We start from the raw sequence: 16,920 nt of genomic DNA on the forward strand, positions 1-16,920 counted from the left end.
ATGATGGTTCATTCATATTTATTCTACCATGTCTTTCTTTACTGTCAACTGCTTTCTTCCAGCTGTTTTGCCCGTTCTTCTTCGACTAGGACACGGCGGAGAATCTTCCCTACAAATGTTTTCGGCAACTCTTGTCTAAATTCGTAGCGTTTTGGTACTTTGAACGATGCTAAGTTTTTTCGACAGAACTGATCAAGTTCTTCCTCCGTCACGCTCATTTCATCTTTGAGGACGATAAAGGCCTTCACTGTCTCACCTCTATAAGCATCAGGTACACCAATCACGACAGCCTCTTTGACTGCAGGATGTTCATATAAAATTTCTTCGACTTCACGTGGATAGATATTAAATCCTGAAGCGATGATTAAATCTTTTTTACGGTCGACAATCCGGAAATAATGGTCTTCCCCCACATATCCTAAGTCCCCCGTGTGCAACCACCCATCACGCAAGACTGCCTGCGTATCTTCTGGACGTTTCCAATATCCCTTCATGACTTGCGGACCTCGGACAAGAATCTCACCAATCTCACCTGGTGCTGCTAGCGTCTCACCATCGGCTTGAACGATTTTTGCGATCGTGTCTGGAACCGGAATGCCAACTGATCCTGGAACGCGTTTATCCCAAATGCAGTTCGTATGTGTGACAGGGCTCGTCTCTGACAAACCATATCCTTCGACGATCCGTCCACCCGTCACACTTTCAAATTTCTCCTGGACTTCGACCGGAAGTGGTGCCGAACCGGAAATACAAGCCTCGATGGACGAAAGATCATATTTTTTCAGTTTCGGATGATTTAATAAACCGACGTACATCGTCGGTGCACCCGGGAACAAGTTCGGTTTTTCTTTATCAATCGTTTTCAGCACTTGTTCAATATCAAACTTTGGTAAGATGATTTGCTCATACGCATTAAAAATCCCAAAGTTTAAGTTGCAGGTCATGCCATACACGTGGAAATAAGGAACGACCGCTAATAATTTACGCCCATCACCGCGTGAATATTTATAGAACCAGTGCCCAATTTGTTCGACGTTCGCGCTTAAATTGAAATGCGTCAACATGACGCCTTTCGGTGCTCCTGTCGTGCCACCGGTATATTGTAAAACAGCAATATCTTCTTTTGGATCAATCTCGACCGGTTCAATCGGAGGGTGCTCTCGGTGTGCCAAAAAAGGAATGGATCCCGTCGTATCGACGATGATGTTGTTGTCCTTGCGTGATTTGATTGGATATAGTTTGTTTTTTGGAAATGACAGATAGTCTGCGATGCTCGTCGTCACGACCGTCGTCAAGGGCGTCGATGACTTGACTCGTGTCGCCTTCGGGTAGAGAAGATCGAGGGTGATGAGCATTTTCGCAGAAGAATCGACTAGAATTTGCTCGAGCTCACGGTCCGTATAGAGCGGGTTTACTTGGACGACCGTTCCACCGGCGTATAATACGGCATAATAACTCAGCATATACTGCGGGCAGTTCGGCAACATTAAACCGACACGGTCCCCTTTTTCGAGCCCAGCTTCTTGTAAAACGTGTGCTAGACTTCTTGCTTCTTGTCGTACTTCCTTGAAAGTCATTCGTTTCCCAAGAAAACTCAGTGCCCGTCGCTCCGGAAAATCATCTGCCGCTTCATCTAAAGCTTGGTACAACGGAATCTCACGATAGTCGATTGATGCGGGTACTTGCTCTGGATAATCCTTTAACCATACTGAATCCATTCAAATCCCTCCCTGTGACTGAATTACTATTCATTTTTATTATACGTGTTATTTCCCCTTTACGGCTACTATTGGCTAAAAAAAGTTAAAAAATTCCTCTTTTCATGAAAACGGGTTTTCTTATGATTAAGGACTTCATCAAAAAAAGCCTACCGTTCACAACATATGAACAATAGGCTTGGAACATAACATTTAATTTTAGTCTGACCTCGCTTCATCTTATCGTGAAGGATACGTAAATCCTTCTCCGATGACTTCACGTACTTTATGAATGACGACGAAAGCTCGTGGGTCTGCTGCTTCGACAATTTGTTTTAGTGGCGCGAGTTGGCGTTTATCGACAATCATATAGAGCATGTCATTTTTTTGTTTCGTAAAATGACCATGACTATGGATGACAGTCGCACTTCTTCCGAGTGTTTCCGTCAGCACAGTCGCAATCTCTTCTTGACGGTGACTAATGATTGTGACCGCTTCTCGAACATTCAGGCCTTCGCTGACGAGATCAATCAAATAAGAGCCGATGATGATTGCAATCAATGTATACAGCATCGTTTCTTCACCGAATAAGAACCCGGACGCTCCGACAACGATGACATCGATGATAAACATCGAGACTGCAATCCCGAGGTTCAAATATTTATTCATCAGACGGGCGATGATGACACCACCACCTGTCGTCCCCCCTGCGCGGATAACAAGACCGATTCCGACCCCGATCAAAATTCCTGCGTAAACCGTCCCGATCAGACGATTATCTGACGAAGTCGTGAATGATGCCGTCGTCGAGAGGACGAAGGATGTCACCGCAACCGAGATGACCGAGTAAATCATCGTTTTCCGACTTAAGAAACGGTAGCCGATGATGAAGAGAATAGCGTTCGCAAGGAGCGAAACAAGTCCCGGATCCCAGCCATACAGGTAATAGAAGATGACCGTAATCCCAATTAATCCACCTTCAGATAAATCATTCGGTATCGTAAAGTAATTGACGCCAAATGATAAAATGGCGGAACCAACGATAATCCAAAAAATATCCTTCCACGAGATGGCTTGCATGGCTTCGAATGCACGTCGTCTCGTTTCATTTGTTGTTGTTTTTCTGACATTCATTCAATGTTCCTCCTTCATATGAAAAGTAGTCCTCACTCCATAAAAATTCCGCACTGAATGAAGTTCAGTACGGAATGATCACTTAGCAAAGCCAGTTCTTTTAATTCATAAAGATCCATAACAATCCGACGACTAAAAAAGCAATCGAGACACCAAACATAATTTTTGCTAACCGTTCTAACACAAGCTCACCCCACTAACGCAGAACCGATGACGAATGACATCCCAATCGAGAGAGCACACGCAATGATACCGACTGCGATGTTTCCTTTTTCGATTTCTCGGTCTACTGGGAGATTAGGTGTCAAGAACTCAAAAATCCAATAGGTCGAGATTAACAATAAAAATCCAAAGGCACTCTCTAAAAAAATTGCCCCGACACGTTCTTCACTTTGGACAGCGAAATGAACGATGTTTGCGAGTCCGATGATTTTTCCGCCTGTCGCTAGAGCAACAGCGATGTTTCCACTCTTGATATGTTCCCAGTTCCGATACCGTGTTGTCAACTCAAACAGTGCAAGACCCATGATAATTAAGAGACCCGCAACTGAATAGAGCGCCGTCGTATAGACGTAGACGTTTTCAAAGATGTTCATTCGCGTTTCCTCATTTCAATTCGATGATTGTCACGCCATGTCCACCTTCACCTTGACCACCGAGTCGAGACGTCTTCACGTGACGGTTGCCACGCAAGTATTCCTGCACGCCTTGACGCATCGCACCCGTCCCGAGTCCATGAATGACACGGATATGATCATAGTTCGACAATAACGCCTGATCCATGAAACGTTCCAGTTTCGATAGACCTTCTTCTACCCGTACACCGCGTAAATCGAGTTCGGCTGACGGAGACGATTGTTTTGTGATACTTGAACTTCCTGACCGTTTCGTTGTCTTCTGGGTTGGTTTGGCTGCTCCGATTTTAGCGAGATCACCGGGCTTGACGTTGACTTTCATGATACCGACTTGAACCGTGTAGTCGCCGTTCGAGTTTTGATTGATGATGTAGCCTTTTTGATTGAAGGTCGTCACTTTGACTTCTTCACCTTTAGCAAACGTCGGCGTTTTATCATGTTTCGCTTTTACTTTCACAATCCGCTGATCTTGTAAGGTTGGTTTTGCTTGTTCGAGCTGCTTGCGGGCTTCAATCAATTCATGTTCCTTGACGGCACCTGCATCACGGAGTTCTTTCAGGCGTTTGATAACAGCCTCCGCCTCTTTTTGAGCGCGTTCGACGGCTCGTGTCGCTTTTTCTTCTGCTTTCGCTAAAATTTCATTTTTCTCCTCAAAAATTTCAGCTTGTTCCTGTTCGAACTGTTCGCGCTCTAATGTCAGTCGCTCTTTTTCTTGTTGTAGTTCTTGCTCGAGCGATTCGGCACGTTGTTTCGCTTCCTCGAGTCGACCAATCATCGTTTCGACAGACTGAGCATCGCTTCCGACTTGACCACGCGCTGCCTCAATCACCATGTCCGATAAGCCAAGTCGTTTCGAAATTTCAAAGGCATTCGAGCGACCTGGGACACCAATCAGTAAACGATAGGTCGGGCTGAGTGATTCGACATCAAATTCCATCGAGGCATTGACGACACCTTCACGATTATAACCATAAGCTTTCAGTTCCGAATAGTGAGTCGTCGCGGCGACACGTGCTCCGCGACGCTTGACTTCATCGAGAATCGCAATCGCGAGTGCCGCCCCTTCCGTCGGATCAGTTCCTGCTCCGAGCTCATCAAATAGGACGAGGCTCATGAAGTCAATCTTCTCCATCATCGAGACGATGTTCGTCATGTGTGAACTAAACGTCGAGAGATTTTGTTCAATCGATTGTTCGTCACCGATATCTGCATAAATCGCGTCAAAGACACTCAGTTCCGTTTCGTCGGCTGCCGGCACGTATAATCCGGACTGGACCATCAGTTGTAGAAGACCAATCGTCTTCAACGTGACGGTTTTCCCACCGGTGTTTGGTCCAGTGATGACGAGTGATGTAAATTCGCCACCTAAGGAAACGGTGATCGGGACGACATCTTCATCCGCAATGAACGGATGGCGCGCTTCTTTTAAGACGATTCGCCGCTCTTCATTCAAGCGTGGTTCGACGGCACGAATTTGATGACCATACAACGCTTTCGCCATGATGAAATCGAGTTCTGCCAACACATCGAGATTAATCCGTAACGAATCTCCGACTGCACCGACAAGTGCCGATAACTGGGCTAAAATGCGTTCGATTTCGGCACGTTCTTTGAGACGCGCTTCTTGGATTTCGTTATTTGCGGCAACGACGGCTTGTGGTTCGATGAACAGTGTTGCACCAGACGCTGATTGATCGTGAACAATACCGCCAAATGCTTGACGGTATTCTTGTTTGACCGGGACACAATAACGGTCGTTTCGCATCGTGACGATGGCATCCGACAACATCTTCGATTTACTGCGTAAGACACCGTCGATTTTCGAACGGACTTGTCCTTCGAGTGAGCGCAGCTGACTTCTTAACGACCGTAGTTTGTCACTCGCAGAGTCTTGGACGACGCCTTGGTCATCAATCGCATGACGAATCCCTTGTTCGATTTCGACGAGCTTCGTAATTTGCTCGATTCGGCTGTCGAGTGCCGGCAATCGTAAGTCGGGATTGTCCTCGTGCAGCCGTTCTTGAAAAGCTTTCACTTGGCGTCCGGAGTAAACGACGTCTGCTACAGCCAACAATTCACTCGTCGAGAGGATTGAACCGATCTCAGACCGTTTGACTTCACTACGCACATCCGTTAGACCGCCGAACGGATAACGGTCGCGTAGACGATAGACCGTCGTCGCTTCCGTCGTCACGGCTAAGAGTGCTTTGACTTGTTCATAATCTTCTGACGGTTGCATATTTTTGACGAACTGTGCTCCAAGCGAGCTAGCCGTTTGTTTGATGAGTAAGTCTTTCAATTTATCATATTCTAAGACGCGTAATGCGTTAGCATTCATTTAATCCACTCCTAAACGTTTTCGATCAAAGAAGGCACGCGCCTCCTGCGCCGTCCACGTATTGATGACATCTGTTGGTTCCAAGTATGCTTTACGTGCATGGAGGACTCCAAGTTTCATGTCTTCTAACATTTCTGGACGGTGTGTGTCCGTATTAATCATGATTTTAACACCCGCTGCCTTTGCTTTCGCGAGCGAAGCCGCCGTTAAATCAAAACGTGCCGGGTTCGCATTCAGTTCAAGCGCTGTCCCTGTCTCTGCCGCCAGTTCAATCAGGCGATCAACATTGACGGCATAACCTTCGCGCCGACCGATGATTCGTCCTGTCGGATGGGCAATGAGTGAGACATAAGGATTACGACAAGCATTTTCTAACCGTTGCATGATTTCAGTTTCCGTCTGATCAAACTTCGAATGAATCGAGGCGATGACGTAGTCCATTTCCTGCAAGAACTCATCCTCATAATCAAGTGATCCATCCGGCAAGATATCCATCTCGACACCACATAAGATTGTCATGTCGGGATGTTTCTTACGCGCGGCTTCAATCTCAACACGTTGTTTGCGTAAGCGATCTATCGTCAATCCATTGACGAACTTCATGTATTGGCTGTGATCCGTAATGGCCATCCACGAGTAACCGCGCGCAACACAAGCATCGACGAGTTCTTCGACTGATAAGGTTCCGTCCGACCACGTCGTATGCATATGGACATCCGCCTGGATATCATTTTCCGTAATCAGTCGCGTCAAATCTTGTTCAAACTCGTGGCGCCCGCTACGTAACTCTGGTGGGATGAACGGCAAGTCATACCGTGCGAATAATTCATCCTCTGTTTGTGGCTGGAACAAACCGTCTTTCGTCTCGACACCGTATTCCGAAATACTCTCACCACGTTCTTTTGCGAGTTGCCGCATCCGAACATTATGATCTTTCGACCCTGTGAAGTGATGTAACGTCGAGGCGAATGCTGCGTCGTCGACTAAGCGGAAGTCGACTGCGATATAGTTCGTATCGCGTTTTAAGACGACCGATACTTTCGTCTCACCTGCCGCGATGATTTCATCGATTTGCTCAAGCTCGAGTAATTGTCCTTTGACGACTTCTGCTTGATCTGTCGACAAAATAAAATCAAGATCCTTGCACGTCTCTTCAGACCGCCGGAAACTTCCGCCAACTGCGAATCGGATGATTCCTTCAAATGCCGTTAGCGTCTGTTCGAGTTCACTTACGATTTTTCGCATGACACCGTACGGTAAACGTTCCGGTCGTGTTTCAAAGGTTTCGAGTGCCTTCACGTATTTTTCGACTGTCTTTTTCCCGAATCCCGGCATCGCTTCGACTGTACCATCCTCCAGTTTTTCGGCAAAGGAATCTGCATCGATGACACCGACATCATGTAATTTTGCGAGTTTCTTACCTCCGAGACCTGGAATCTTCAGTAGCGCAATCAGACCTTCTGGCACTTCTTGTTCCAGTTCCGAGAGTGCTGTACTCGTGCCTGTCGTCCGGAATTCTTCAAGGACCGCCGCTGTTCCTTTGCCAATCCCTTTCATCGCTGTGAAATCTTCAATGTCCATGAAATCGTGTTCTGCCGCTTCTAATATACTTGCCGCCTTACGAAAGGCATTGATTTTAAATGGGTTTTCACCTTTTACTTCGAGATAAACGGAAATCCGTTCTAAATGTCGAATCGCATCTTGAGTCGTTCGCATCGTCAATTCTCCCCTCAAAAAAAGCCCCCAGTTAACGGGAGCGCGTTATTTTATCAAACCGACTTTCGTCATGAGCCATTCCGCTAATAACGGTGTATGTTGAATCATGAATGTCGCCAAGCTCGAATTCGCAATGGCATCTTGAATCGATTGGACTGGCGCAAAGGCTGCCAAAAATAGAATCAAGAACACGAAAATATACATCTCGATGAATCCAAATATACCGCCGAGTAAACCTTTCACTTGTTTTAACACTGGAATGTTCGTCAAGGAATCAAACATCGATAAAATCATTGATAAAATGATTTTTGTCCCGAAAAACAGAACGATGAACCAAAATGCTTTATAAAATACTTCATCTAACCCAATTGAGCTCGGAATTGAAAACATCGTTAAATCAATTCCAGCATCGTCGAGTGTTGATGGATATGGAACCCATAATTTAAATTTTGCAGCTAGCTCATCATAAAACGAGAGTGCCACGATGAACGAGATCAACAGACTCAGTAAATGTCCTGCTTGCAAGACAACGCCTCGACGGACACCTGTCATCGTTCCTAATGCGAGAAATAATAAAATAACAAAGGTAATCATAGTTTAAAGTTCACCCAAATTCTTTTTGATTTTTACGTAATCACTACCAATATTGAGAGCCGCTAAAACGGCAATTTGACGAACGTCGAGTTGTGGTGCTTGGTCTCGAATTTCCCGAATCTTTGTATCGACGAGGAGACCCACTTCACGTACGTGTTCTGGCGACTCCGTCCCGACAATCGTATAATCATTACCTGCGATATGAATCGTCGTCCGGTTCAGCCCTTCTGAATCAGCCATTATTCTGTCCTCCTCATACTTTGCTTCTTTCATATAGTACCATCATTTTTGAAATAGGAAAAGAAGTCCACCATCGGTCTAGAGGATGGTATGCTTGTTGTCTGAAAGGATGATCTATTTATGGGAACCGTCGTTTTAAAATTACCAAAGGATAAACAAGAAGTCGTTATTTCTGATTTTCAAGCTTCTCGTATCACATCGCCACCATATGCCCGCTTTGCTGCACGCACGAAAACCTGTGTCGTCACCATCTATAATTCAGGAAAAGTAATGTTCCAAGGCACAGAAGCTGAGGCGATTTCTGCCCGTTACGGAGCCCCGCTCTTAAAGAAAGCCCCTTCTACTGCGAGTGGACTGCTTCCGAGAGACTTCTCGACTTGGTCAGTCATCGGTAGTGATGAAGTCGGGAAAGGAGACTTCTTTGGTCCGCTCGTCGTCGTTGCCGCCTATGTAGATGCACAACAAATCGAGCTCGTCCAAGAACTTGGTGTCCGTGATTCCAAAAATGTCTCGGACATCGAAATCCGAAAGATTGCCCGCGACCTTCATGCCGTCATTCCGTACGAATTCCGAATCCTTCATAATCCAGACTACAATCGGATGCAGCGTACGATGACACAAGGAAAGATGACGGCACTTCTACACAATTCAGCGCTTGGTGGTCTGCTCGAAAAGCTCGAAGCCACTCCAAAAGCGATTCTAATCGATCAGTTCGCAGAAAAAGCGACCTATTATAAACACTTGTCTGGTGAAGTAAACCAAGTTAAAGAGAACGTCTATTTTTCGACGAAAGCAGAAGGACTTCATGTCGCTGTCGCAGCAGCGTCCATCCTCGCCCGCGCGATCTTTTTGAAAGAGATGGATGTACTCAGTCAACAAGCGGGTACAGAAATTCCAAAAGGTGCAGGTGCAAAGGTCGATCAAGTCGCTGCGTCACTTTTATTGAAACACGGTCCAGACCAATTAAAGAACTGGACAAAATTTCATTTTGCTAATACAAAAAAAGCGACACAATTAGCTGAAAAACGAAACCGACCATCATCCTAAGGAGTGGTCGGTTTTTAAATGGCTGACTCTTTTCCTTTCAAACGCCCTAACTCCGCGAGAAGAATTTTCGTTTCATTGAACGGGACACCTTCAGTCCCGATTCGCTCGATTTCTTCGTGTCCTTTTCCGACAATCACAACGCGTTTTCCTTCGAGCGCAATTTCAGCTGCCGCGAGCAAGGCATTTTTTCGATCTACGTGACAAGAAATGATTTTATCAGACGAAATATCCACGCTCAGTTCATCAATAATTTGTCTTGGATCTTCTCGTCTCGTATCGTGAACCGTGACGATAATTCCTGCACAATATTGTGCCGCAATTCGTCCCATTTCCTGACGTTTCGTCCGGTCACGTTCACCTGCTGCACTTAATACGACGTATAATGCCTCATTCGAAACGGATAGCGCTTCTAAACATTTTCTTAACCCGTCTGGAGTGTGCGCATAATCGATATAAATTTCCGTTCCTTCAAACGATAGCCGCTCGAGTCGCCCTTTGGGTAAACGAAGCGACGGGATATGTCGAATTAATTCATACATGTTGACCTCGCCTGTTTTCATCAATCCGATCGCGGCTGCTAAATTGGCCGCATTAAAGTTTCCGAGTAGCGCGATCGGGACTTCAGTAGTCGTTCCGTCAATTCGAACATTTACAGATTCCTCTCGCCACTCGACTACAATTGATGCTTCCGATTCTATCTTTGTCGAATACCACGTGACAGGAACATTTGCCCCGGCCCGCTCCATGACGTGACTCGCCGCATCTTCCTCATTTAAGACGAGTCCCTTCCCGTCATTCCTCGCTACTTGTTGAAACAACATGCCTTTCGCTTCCGCATACTCTTCCATCGATTGATGATAATCCAGGTGGTCATGTGAAAGGTTCGTGAACGCCGCTGCGTGGAAGGATACACCTTCTACACGTCCCTCAACTAACGCATGTGACGATACTTCGAGCATGCAGTCCGTTACGCCATTGTTGACCATTTCGTGTAATAAACGATGTAAGATGACAGCTTCCGGTGTCGTATTTGGTGTCTCAAAACGTTGCCCATCAATCAGAGCACCTACCGTACTGATCATTCCCGTTCGTCTTCCGGCAGCTCGAAACAAGTCGTAGGAAAGTTGCGTCGTCGTCGTTTTCCCATTTGTTCCAGTAATACCGTAGACTCTCATCTTTTGACTCGGATGGTCATAAAAAAAATCAGCAATCTTTCCTGCTGCTTGTTTCGTATCCGGTAAGAGAATCGTTGGAATCCCTACTACCCCGACTTGTTTTTCAGCAAGAATCGCAACCGCTCCGTTATCTTTTGCTTCTTGTACATATTGATGCCCATCTACCGTATAACCACGAATGCAGATGAACAGGCTCCCCGGCTTCACTTTACGTGAGTCCGTTTCAATGCTTGTAATCACTGGGTTTTCTTCAGTCGTTAACTGGAAAGGCGAAAGCAAGTCTGACAGTAATTTGTGTTGATGATTCATGGTGTTCGCTTCCCTTCTATGTTCAAAATCCGAATTTGATTTTGATCCATTCTAGCATTTTCTAAACAGTCTTCCAGTAATCTTCAGTTAAACTTCAGGTAAGTATGCTACAACTAAAGTTGAGGTGAGAACTATGACACATATATTAATAGCAGAAGATGAATTCGACATTCGTGAACTGCTTACGGAATTACTTGAATCAAGTGGATATAATGTTTCCTGTGCCACAAATGGGATGGAGGCATTAAAGTTATATCAGTCCGATTCATTCGATTTAATCATTTTAGATATCATGATGCCCTATTTTGATGGTTTTGAAGTCGCACGCAACATTCGAAAGCAATCACAAACACCAATTATTTTTTTGACGGCCTTGCAGGATGAGGAAAATCAAGTGAAGGGATTTGACCTTGGAATCGATGATTACATCGCCAAACCCTTCTCACTTCGGATTTTACTACGAAGAATTGAAGCAATCATCAGACGAATCCAAACGAACTCTGAAGAACAACTCTCTTTTCGAGAGATTACCCTATTTCCGTCAAGCTATAACGTTTTAATTTCAGGAATTCAAACGACGTTGACCCTCAAGGAATTTCAAATCCTTCATTTATTACTTGAAAATCCTGGACGAGTCTTAGAGCGCGAACAGTTGATTCAACAACTTTGGGGATTCGATGCATTAGGAGATACACGTTTTTTAGATACACATATTAAAAATTTACGTAAAAAAATTGATTTACCTTACATTCAAACCGTGAAAGGGGTCGGCTATAAACTTGAAGCGACTAATTAAACGTCCACGCATCACGGGAAAACTTTTTTTCCTGACGATGAGTTTGTTGATTGTGGCAGTTCTTTCGACGATTGGTTTTTTATATGCGACATTACCTTCTTATTATCAAAGTTATCGGGAAGAGCAATTTCACGCGACGATGGCTTCTCTTCAAGAAGAGAGCACTCATCTCTCGAGCGAAAATCTCCTTCCGTTGCTCGATCAGTTAACGGCAAAAGGGATTCGTTTTTCCTTATGGACGGAAGAAGATCAATTGTTATACGCACCTGGTTTTGGACGTGGACCGGTTCGACGAACTGCCAATACTTCTCCTGCTGGAATGATTCAAGATTCAATTCCGCTTCAATTAGTAGACCAAACTGTCATTTTAGATGTCGATCAGATGATTCAGCCAATCGATGAAGTGAAAAGCGTTATTTTAAAATTAGCGCCCTATATCGTCTTACCCTTGCTTCTGCTAGCAGGTCTTGCCGCCTATCTGTATTCGCGCATCATCTCACGCCCACTCTTAACAATTAATCAAGCAACAAAAGAACTGGCGAACTTGAATTTTTCCGTCCGAACCCATCATACTTCTGCCGATGAACTGGGTGATTTGTCACGAAACATTAACCAATTGGCGACTAAACTTGAAGTCACGATGGAGTCGCTTCAAACATCCAACGAACAATTGCGGTTCGAGTCCGAAAAAGACCGTAAGCGCGATGCGGAACGTCGTCAATTATTCCTCGCCATCTCACATGAACTCAAAACACCCGTCACCATTGTGAAAGGTCAAATTGAAGGAATGCTGTTAAACCTCGGTGCCTATCGTGACCGGGATCATTATCTAGCTCGGGCGGGGCACGTCATCGAAGATATGGAGCGACTCATTGCCGAATTGTTAGAAGTCGCTCGTGTTGAGCAAATGAATCTTCAACTCACACCAATTAATCCGCTCACATTAATCAAGCATCAATTGCAACAGTTCGATCAGTTAATTGTCGATCGCAACCTCGACATCGTCCTCATAGAAAACGAGTTGACTGTTCAAACCGATGCCCAGTTACTTGAACGGGCACTCCATAATCTCTTGATGAATGCGATTTCCTATACCGCTGTTAATGGAACGATTCAAATCGAGTTCGAAAAAGGAGACGAGTTGACGTTGCGCATTACAAATTTCCCGACGACCCAAGATTCGAGTGAGACCGCTGCCTGGTTTAATCCTCTCGAACGCTCTGAGCAATCCCGAAATCGTATGCATGGTGGCAGCGGGCTCGGACTTTATCTCGTTCATCAAATCATGGAACGACTAGACATCGATGCTACTCTTCAAGGAAGTCCCAATCAGGTTCAATTCGCAGCACGATTCAAATCAATCGTTTAAGATTTCCTCCTTGCCAAACACTAACTTCGTTCGTTATACTCCTTTAAGTTAACTAGTTAACTTAAAGGAGGTTTTTTAATGTCATCCCAACAAGAAGATATTCTTGGTCAACTTTCAAAAGTGGCACGGCTCGTCAAACGAGATATCGACGCCGTCCTTGCCCAACATTCTTTGCACACTGGTCAATGGGCCTTGTTAAAAGCAGTCTCCTTACTTGAACCGGTGTCGCAAATCACCCTCTCGAAATACTTAATCATCGAAAAACCAGCTGTCACGAAAACGGTCGTTCGCTTAGAAGAACTAGGCTTCATCTCTCGGAAATCCGTCGGACGACAACGCCTTGTTGAATTGACACCACAGGCAAGAGCTGCTTTCAATGCAATCGATGAAGCAGTCCAGGCAGCACATCGCTTGTTCCTAGGTGAACTATCAAAAGAAGAACAACATTCTTTAGAGATTTTGATGACCCGTCTGCTGGCGACCCACCGTCCTGTCGAACAGGAGGAATCTTCTTGAATCGTTTATTCCACCGTCACTATGTAACGACACTCGTCGTCAATCTACTGTTGTTCATCACCTTTTATTTACTGAATGCTTCCTTACCTTTACTGGCCGCACAACAGTTCAATGTTTCTCAAAGTTCGCTCGGTTGGGTCGTAACGGCATTCATTTTAGCAACGGTTTGTTCACGTCCTTTAATCGGAAATTGGCTCGATCGTTATGAGCTCAAACGAATGTTACTGTTGTCCGCTACATTTTTCATGATTGTCAGTTGCTTATATCTCATCGTCTTACCGCTCGAATCATTCAGCCTATTATTGATCATTCGTGTCTTACACGGGTTTAGTTTCGGAATGATTTCTTCTTCACTAAGCCTAAGCGTAACCACGCTGATTCCAACACCTCGTCAAGGGGAAGGGATGGGCTATTTCGTCCTCTCGATGAACCTTGCTTCCGTTCTCGGACCGGTCATCGGATTGACGTTGATTGCACACGATGCGCTCGTCTGGTACTTCGTAACGATTGCCCTGCTTGCGATTTGTTCGTTTAGTTTCATCTGGCGTTTACCATTAACGAGTAGTCACGTTACGAGTTCCGCACCATTTCGTTTACGGCAGTCGTTATTCTTATCAAGTCCTGTCTTGCTTCTTGCAACTGTTCTTGCTGGTATTGCGATTTCAAGTACATCCGCGTTCATTTCGCTGTATGCAGATGCGATGGACCATGTCACTTATGCCTCTTACTTTTATGGTCTTGCTGCACTCGGCATGGTTGCCATTCGTCCTTTTGCCGGTAAGCGGTTTGATCGACGTGGACCAGCCTCTGTATTGGTGCCATCGTATGTTCTATACGCCGTCGGTTTTTTAGTACTCGGACTGTTCCCGACACTTCCCGGATTATTGTTCGCCGCCCTCATCATCGGAATTGGTTCCGCTTCGATTTTCCCAGGGTTACAAACCGTCATGTTGACCTATGCGGCTCCCGCACAAAAAGGCAAGGCGATTTCGACATTCTTTCTCGCTTACGATAGCGGGTTCGGAATCGGTGCTTTTCTTTTGTCAGGTATTGCCGCGAAAGTGGGTTACTCGAACATGTTTTTGATGTGTAGCCTCATCGTCGTCAGTAGTGGACTCTTATACGGTTATTTCCGTCGATCAACGTTGCTTTCAACTAAACAAAATATTGCTTCTTAAAGCGCTCAAGGAAAAGCTCTCCCGTCTAAAGACGCGAGAGCTTTTCCGGATCAACGTGCAGGAACGACCTCGTCTTCTGTAACACGTTTCTTCTCTATAAAACGCTGTTTCTTCAACTCAATGATGTGATCGGCAGCGCGGGCGACTTCCGCAGAGTGCGTCACCGCGATGATGCAACGGTTAGAACGGTGAGCAAGTTCTTGAAATAGCCGAATGATGTCCGTCGCAGTTTTTTCATCGAGCGCTCCCGTCGGCTCATCTGCAAGAATGATTGGGGCTTCCGTCGCAAGGGCACGTGCGATGGCGACACGTTGCTGTTGACCACCACTCAACTGCAGTACATTTTTTGTCGCATGGGCTTCGTCGATTCCGACCTGTTCAAGGAGATTTTGGGCATGTTTCTTTTTTCCTTTTATGCGTTGTCCACTCAATTCGAGTGCGACAATCACGTTATCCAATGCGTTCATATACGTCAATAAATTAAACGATTGAAAAACGGTCGCAGCATGTCGTGAACGATACGTCGTCAATCCGATTTTTCGAATATCGCGACCTTGATACGTAATCTGTCCTTCTGTCGGTGAATCAAGTCCACTCAACAGACTGAGAGCCGTCGTTTTCCCGGAACCTGATTCACCGAGAATTGCATAAAACCGTCCGGCCTCGAACTGCATCGAGACATCGTTCAAGATCCGTTGTTGCTTGCTTCCTGATGTATAGGCATAGGTGACGTTCGTCATTTCTAAAGTCGTCATAGTATTAATCCTCCCGTAATAGAATTTCTTTTGGATTCATCCGTAGTAAGGCAAGTGAAGGTAACAAGACAGATAAAAAGACGATTAGACTTCCAATTTCGATGACTTGAAGTAACGTCGTCCAATCAATCTTCGTTGTCATCTCTGTAATTTGTGGAATGCTATCTAACACTTGTTGTCCGCCGCGTCCACCCTGACCACCAAAACCAGTCTGCGTTGCGACCGAACTAGCCGCTTCCGTCACCTCGCGGTTCAAAAGTTGATCTGTCATGAATTGTGATGTCATGCCACCTGTCGCATACGTGACAAGGAAAGCAATTGCCGCAATCGCAAACGTTTCAATTAGTAATTGCCCCATTAATTTCGAGCGTTTTTCACCCATCGCCAGTAAAATACCCATTTCTTTTCGACGTTCCCGGACGGATAATAAAATCAACAGCGCTAAAATCAAACCACCTGCGATACTAACAAGATAGACGACAGATTTTGAGAAGGACGCGACTTGTTCAATCGGTCCAACCATTTTTTGATAAGCAGCATCATTCGCATCCAGTGTGAACGTATCCCAGTCGAGTGGTGAGACAGCCATCGCTTCTTTTTTGAACGTATTGATTTCAGATGGATCTTCTAGCGCGTAGACGACACTCGATACACTGACCGTTCCTTCTTCAGTCGAGAAGCTCGCGAGTGTATCATTTGCAATGTACATCTGGTTCATCGGGTCCATGAAGCCTGCCGCTCGGAAATTCGCATCGGATGTCGCTTCCGTCGATGCCGATAACCCAATGATCGTCACTGTTACGGAATTTTCGGTCGTTGTCGATGTCAGCTTAAACGTATCCCCGACTTTGAGATCATTTTCAGTCGCTAAGTTTTCATCGATGACGACACTTTTTTCTTTAGCATCGGTAGTCAATGCTTCTCCATCCACGATTTTCAACGTACCGTTCGTGTATGTATCAAGTAGTTCCATGTTCGTCACACCATTTAAAGAGAAATCTGGCACCGTCATCCCTTCAGGCATCTCTCCCCCTCGCCCACCACCTGAGTTCGTTGATTCACTCTCAATCGGTGTGAGATCACTCGATGTCGCCGTCGTTTGTGCCAGGTAGTTGACGGACTTGACTTCATCTAGTTGTTCGATTGCTTCAACATCCGTCGTATCAATCGCTACTTCTTCTGGTCGTCCACGTTCACCTGACGCTTGTCGTTCCTGCATTTGCTTTTGTCGATCGATTTGTAGTGTCACTGTCGCCCCTAACTCTTTTCTCGCCTCTTCTCCCGCCGATTTAGCAGCATTCTGAATCGCGAATCCTGACAGTACGAGTGATCCGATTACCGTCAAAATAATCAACATGATCATCGTCTTTCCCTTTCGCGCTACAATACTTTTTCCTGCCCGCTTCAAAAAATTCATTTTT

At 45.4% G+C, this 16,920-nt stretch carries 15 protein-coding genes; 5 read left to right on the top strand and 10 right to left on the bottom strand.

Annotated features, from left to right (window positions below; translation table 11 throughout):
• Nucleotides 1-44 precede the first annotated feature (44 nt).
• The 7 genes from AC0VYQ_RS11135 to zapA all read right to left on the bottom strand — a co-directional run bounded on the left by AC0VYQ_RS11135 (nt 45) and on the right by zapA (nt 8,354).
• Entirely contained in the window at nt 45-1,718 is a 1,674-nt protein-coding gene (locus AC0VYQ_RS11135; protein WP_088837576.1) for an AMP-binding protein, read from the bottom strand.
• A gap of 219 nt (nt 1,719-1,937) precedes the next feature.
• Nucleotides 1,938-2,831 carry a YitT family protein gene (locus AC0VYQ_RS11140; protein WP_034800851.1) on the bottom strand — a complete coding sequence of 298 codons (894 nt, stop codon included), beginning with the start codon at nt 2,829-2,831 and terminating at the stop codon, nt 1,938-1,940.
• A gap of 188 nt (nt 2,832-3,019) precedes the next feature.
• Nucleotides 3,020-3,427 (bottom strand): DUF350 domain-containing protein, encoded by a 408-nt coding sequence (locus tag AC0VYQ_RS11145; protein WP_029331108.1) that lies wholly within the window; start codon nt 3,425-3,427, stop codon nt 3,020-3,022.
• A gap of 10 nt (nt 3,428-3,437) precedes the next feature.
• Nucleotides 3,438-5,804 carry an endonuclease MutS2 gene (locus AC0VYQ_RS11150; protein WP_475403570.1) on the bottom strand — a complete coding sequence of 789 codons (2,367 nt, stop codon included), beginning with the start codon at nt 5,802-5,804 and terminating at the stop codon, nt 3,438-3,440.
• Nucleotides 5,805-7,520 (bottom strand): DNA polymerase/3'-5' exonuclease PolX, encoded by a 1,716-nt coding sequence (gene polX / locus AC0VYQ_RS11155; protein WP_475403571.1) that lies wholly within the window; start codon nt 7,518-7,520, stop codon nt 5,805-5,807.
• Nucleotides 7,521-7,565: 45 nt separating this feature from the next.
• Nucleotides 7,566-8,114: a CvpA family protein gene (locus tag AC0VYQ_RS11160; protein WP_088837579.1), complete on the bottom strand. Its 549-nt coding sequence runs from the start codon at nt 8,112-8,114 to the stop codon at nt 7,566-7,568.
• Nucleotides 8,115-8,117: 3 nt separating this feature from the next.
• Nucleotides 8,118-8,354 carry a cell division protein ZapA gene (gene zapA / locus AC0VYQ_RS11165; RefSeq protein ID WP_012371043.1) on the bottom strand — a complete coding sequence of 79 codons (237 nt, stop codon included), beginning with the start codon at nt 8,352-8,354 and terminating at the stop codon, nt 8,118-8,120.
• Between the two features lie 120 nt (nt 8,355-8,474).
• Here zapA and rnhC point away from each other — a divergent pair, with 120 nt between their 5' ends.
• Complete coding sequence (rnhC, locus tag AC0VYQ_RS11170) at nt 8,475-9,401, top strand: ribonuclease HIII (RefSeq protein ID WP_088837580.1); 927 nt, start codon at nt 8,475-8,477, stop codon at nt 9,399-9,401.
• A gap of 14 nt (nt 9,402-9,415) precedes the next feature.
• Here rnhC and AC0VYQ_RS11175 read toward each other — a convergent pair whose 3' ends face one another.
• Entirely contained in the window at nt 9,416-10,885 is a 1,470-nt protein-coding gene (locus tag AC0VYQ_RS11175; protein ID WP_088837581.1) for a UDP-N-acetylmuramoyl-L-alanyl-D-glutamate--2,6-diaminopimelate ligase, read from the bottom strand.
• A 133-nt stretch (nt 10,886-11,018) separates the two neighbouring features.
• Between AC0VYQ_RS11175 and AC0VYQ_RS11180 the strand changes: the two genes are divergently transcribed.
• The 4 genes from AC0VYQ_RS11180 to AC0VYQ_RS11195 all read left to right on the top strand — a co-directional run bounded on the left by AC0VYQ_RS11180 (nt 11,019) and on the right by AC0VYQ_RS11195 (nt 14,744).
• The gene (locus AC0VYQ_RS11180; protein WP_088837582.1) at nt 11,019-11,681 is read left to right on the top strand and encodes a response regulator transcription factor; all 663 of its coding nucleotides are present in this window, start codon (nt 11,019-11,021) and stop codon (nt 11,679-11,681) included.
• Nucleotides 11,665-13,050 carry a sensor histidine kinase gene (locus tag AC0VYQ_RS11185; protein WP_475403572.1) on the top strand — a complete coding sequence of 462 codons (1,386 nt, stop codon included), beginning with the start codon at nt 11,665-11,667 and terminating at the stop codon, nt 13,048-13,050. The genes AC0VYQ_RS11180 and AC0VYQ_RS11185 overlap by 17 nt, the downstream gene beginning before the upstream one ends.
• Before the next feature lie 78 nt (nt 13,051-13,128).
• Nucleotides 13,129-13,566 carry a MarR family winged helix-turn-helix transcriptional regulator gene (locus tag AC0VYQ_RS11190; protein ID WP_475403573.1) on the top strand — a complete coding sequence of 146 codons (438 nt, stop codon included), beginning with the start codon at nt 13,129-13,131 and terminating at the stop codon, nt 13,564-13,566.
• On the top strand, nt 13,563-14,744 hold the full coding sequence (locus AC0VYQ_RS11195) for an MFS transporter (protein ID WP_475403574.1): 1,182 nt from the start codon (nt 13,563-13,565) through the stop codon (nt 14,742-14,744). The genes AC0VYQ_RS11190 and AC0VYQ_RS11195 overlap by 4 nt, the downstream gene beginning before the upstream one ends.
• 50 nt (nt 14,745-14,794) lie before the next feature.
• Here the strand turns inward: AC0VYQ_RS11195 and AC0VYQ_RS11200 are convergent, their stop codons facing one another.
• Both AC0VYQ_RS11200 and AC0VYQ_RS11205 read right to left on the bottom strand, forming a co-directional pair.
• On the bottom strand, nt 14,795-15,499 hold the full coding sequence (locus AC0VYQ_RS11200) for an ABC transporter ATP-binding protein (protein ID WP_215193119.1): 705 nt from the start codon (nt 15,497-15,499) through the stop codon (nt 14,795-14,797).
• Nucleotides 15,500-15,503: 4 nt separating this feature from the next.
• Entirely contained in the window at nt 15,504-16,916 is a 1,413-nt protein-coding gene (locus AC0VYQ_RS11205; protein WP_475403575.1) for an ABC transporter permease, read from the bottom strand.
• Nucleotides 16,917-16,920 lie beyond the last annotated feature (4 nt).

The organism is Exiguobacterium sp. QJM3NY_9 (genome assembly GCF_056173545.1).

What these genes read in the sequence shown, in the direction of transcription:
- rnhC (WP_088837580.1), top strand. Translation starts at nt 8,475, where the DNA reads ATGGGAACCGTCGTTTTAAAATTACCAAAGGATAAACAAGAAGTCGTT.
- AC0VYQ_RS11140 (WP_034800851.1), bottom strand. Translation starts at nt 2,831, where the DNA reads ATGAATGTCAGAAAAACAACAACAAATGAAACGAGACGACGTGCATTC.
- zapA (WP_012371043.1), bottom strand. Translation starts at nt 8,354, where the DNA reads ATGGCTGATTCAGAAGGGCTGAACCGGACGACGATTCATATCGCAGGT.
- AC0VYQ_RS11180 (WP_088837582.1), top strand. Translation starts at nt 11,019, where the DNA reads ATGACACATATATTAATAGCAGAAGATGAATTCGACATTCGTGAACTG.
- AC0VYQ_RS11200 (WP_215193119.1), bottom strand. Translation starts at nt 15,499, where the DNA reads ATGACGACTTTAGAAATGACGAACGTCACCTATGCCTATACATCAGGA.
- AC0VYQ_RS11145 (WP_029331108.1), bottom strand. Translation starts at nt 3,427, where the DNA reads ATGAACATCTTTGAAAACGTCTACGTCTATACGACGGCGCTCTATTCA.
- AC0VYQ_RS11160 (WP_088837579.1), bottom strand. Translation starts at nt 8,114, where the DNA reads ATGATTACCTTTGTTATTTTATTATTTCTCGCATTAGGAACGATGACA.
- AC0VYQ_RS11205 (WP_475403575.1), bottom strand. Translation starts at nt 16,916, where the DNA reads ATGAATTTTTTGAAGCGGGCAGGAAAAAGTATTGTAGCGCGAAAGGGA.
- AC0VYQ_RS11150 (WP_475403570.1), bottom strand. Translation starts at nt 5,804, where the DNA reads ATGAATGCTAACGCATTACGCGTCTTAGAATATGATAAATTGAAAGAC.
- AC0VYQ_RS11135 (WP_088837576.1), bottom strand. Translation starts at nt 1,718, where the DNA reads ATGGATTCAGTATGGTTAAAGGATTATCCAGAGCAAGTACCCGCATCA.
- AC0VYQ_RS11190 (WP_475403573.1), top strand. Translation starts at nt 13,129, where the DNA reads ATGTCATCCCAACAAGAAGATATTCTTGGTCAACTTTCAAAAGTGGCA.
- polX (WP_475403571.1), bottom strand. Translation starts at nt 7,520, where the DNA reads ATGCGAACGACTCAAGATGCGATTCGACATTTAGAACGGATTTCCGTT.
- AC0VYQ_RS11175 (WP_088837581.1), bottom strand. Translation starts at nt 10,885, where the DNA reads ATGAATCATCAACACAAATTACTGTCAGACTTGCTTTCGCCTTTCCAG.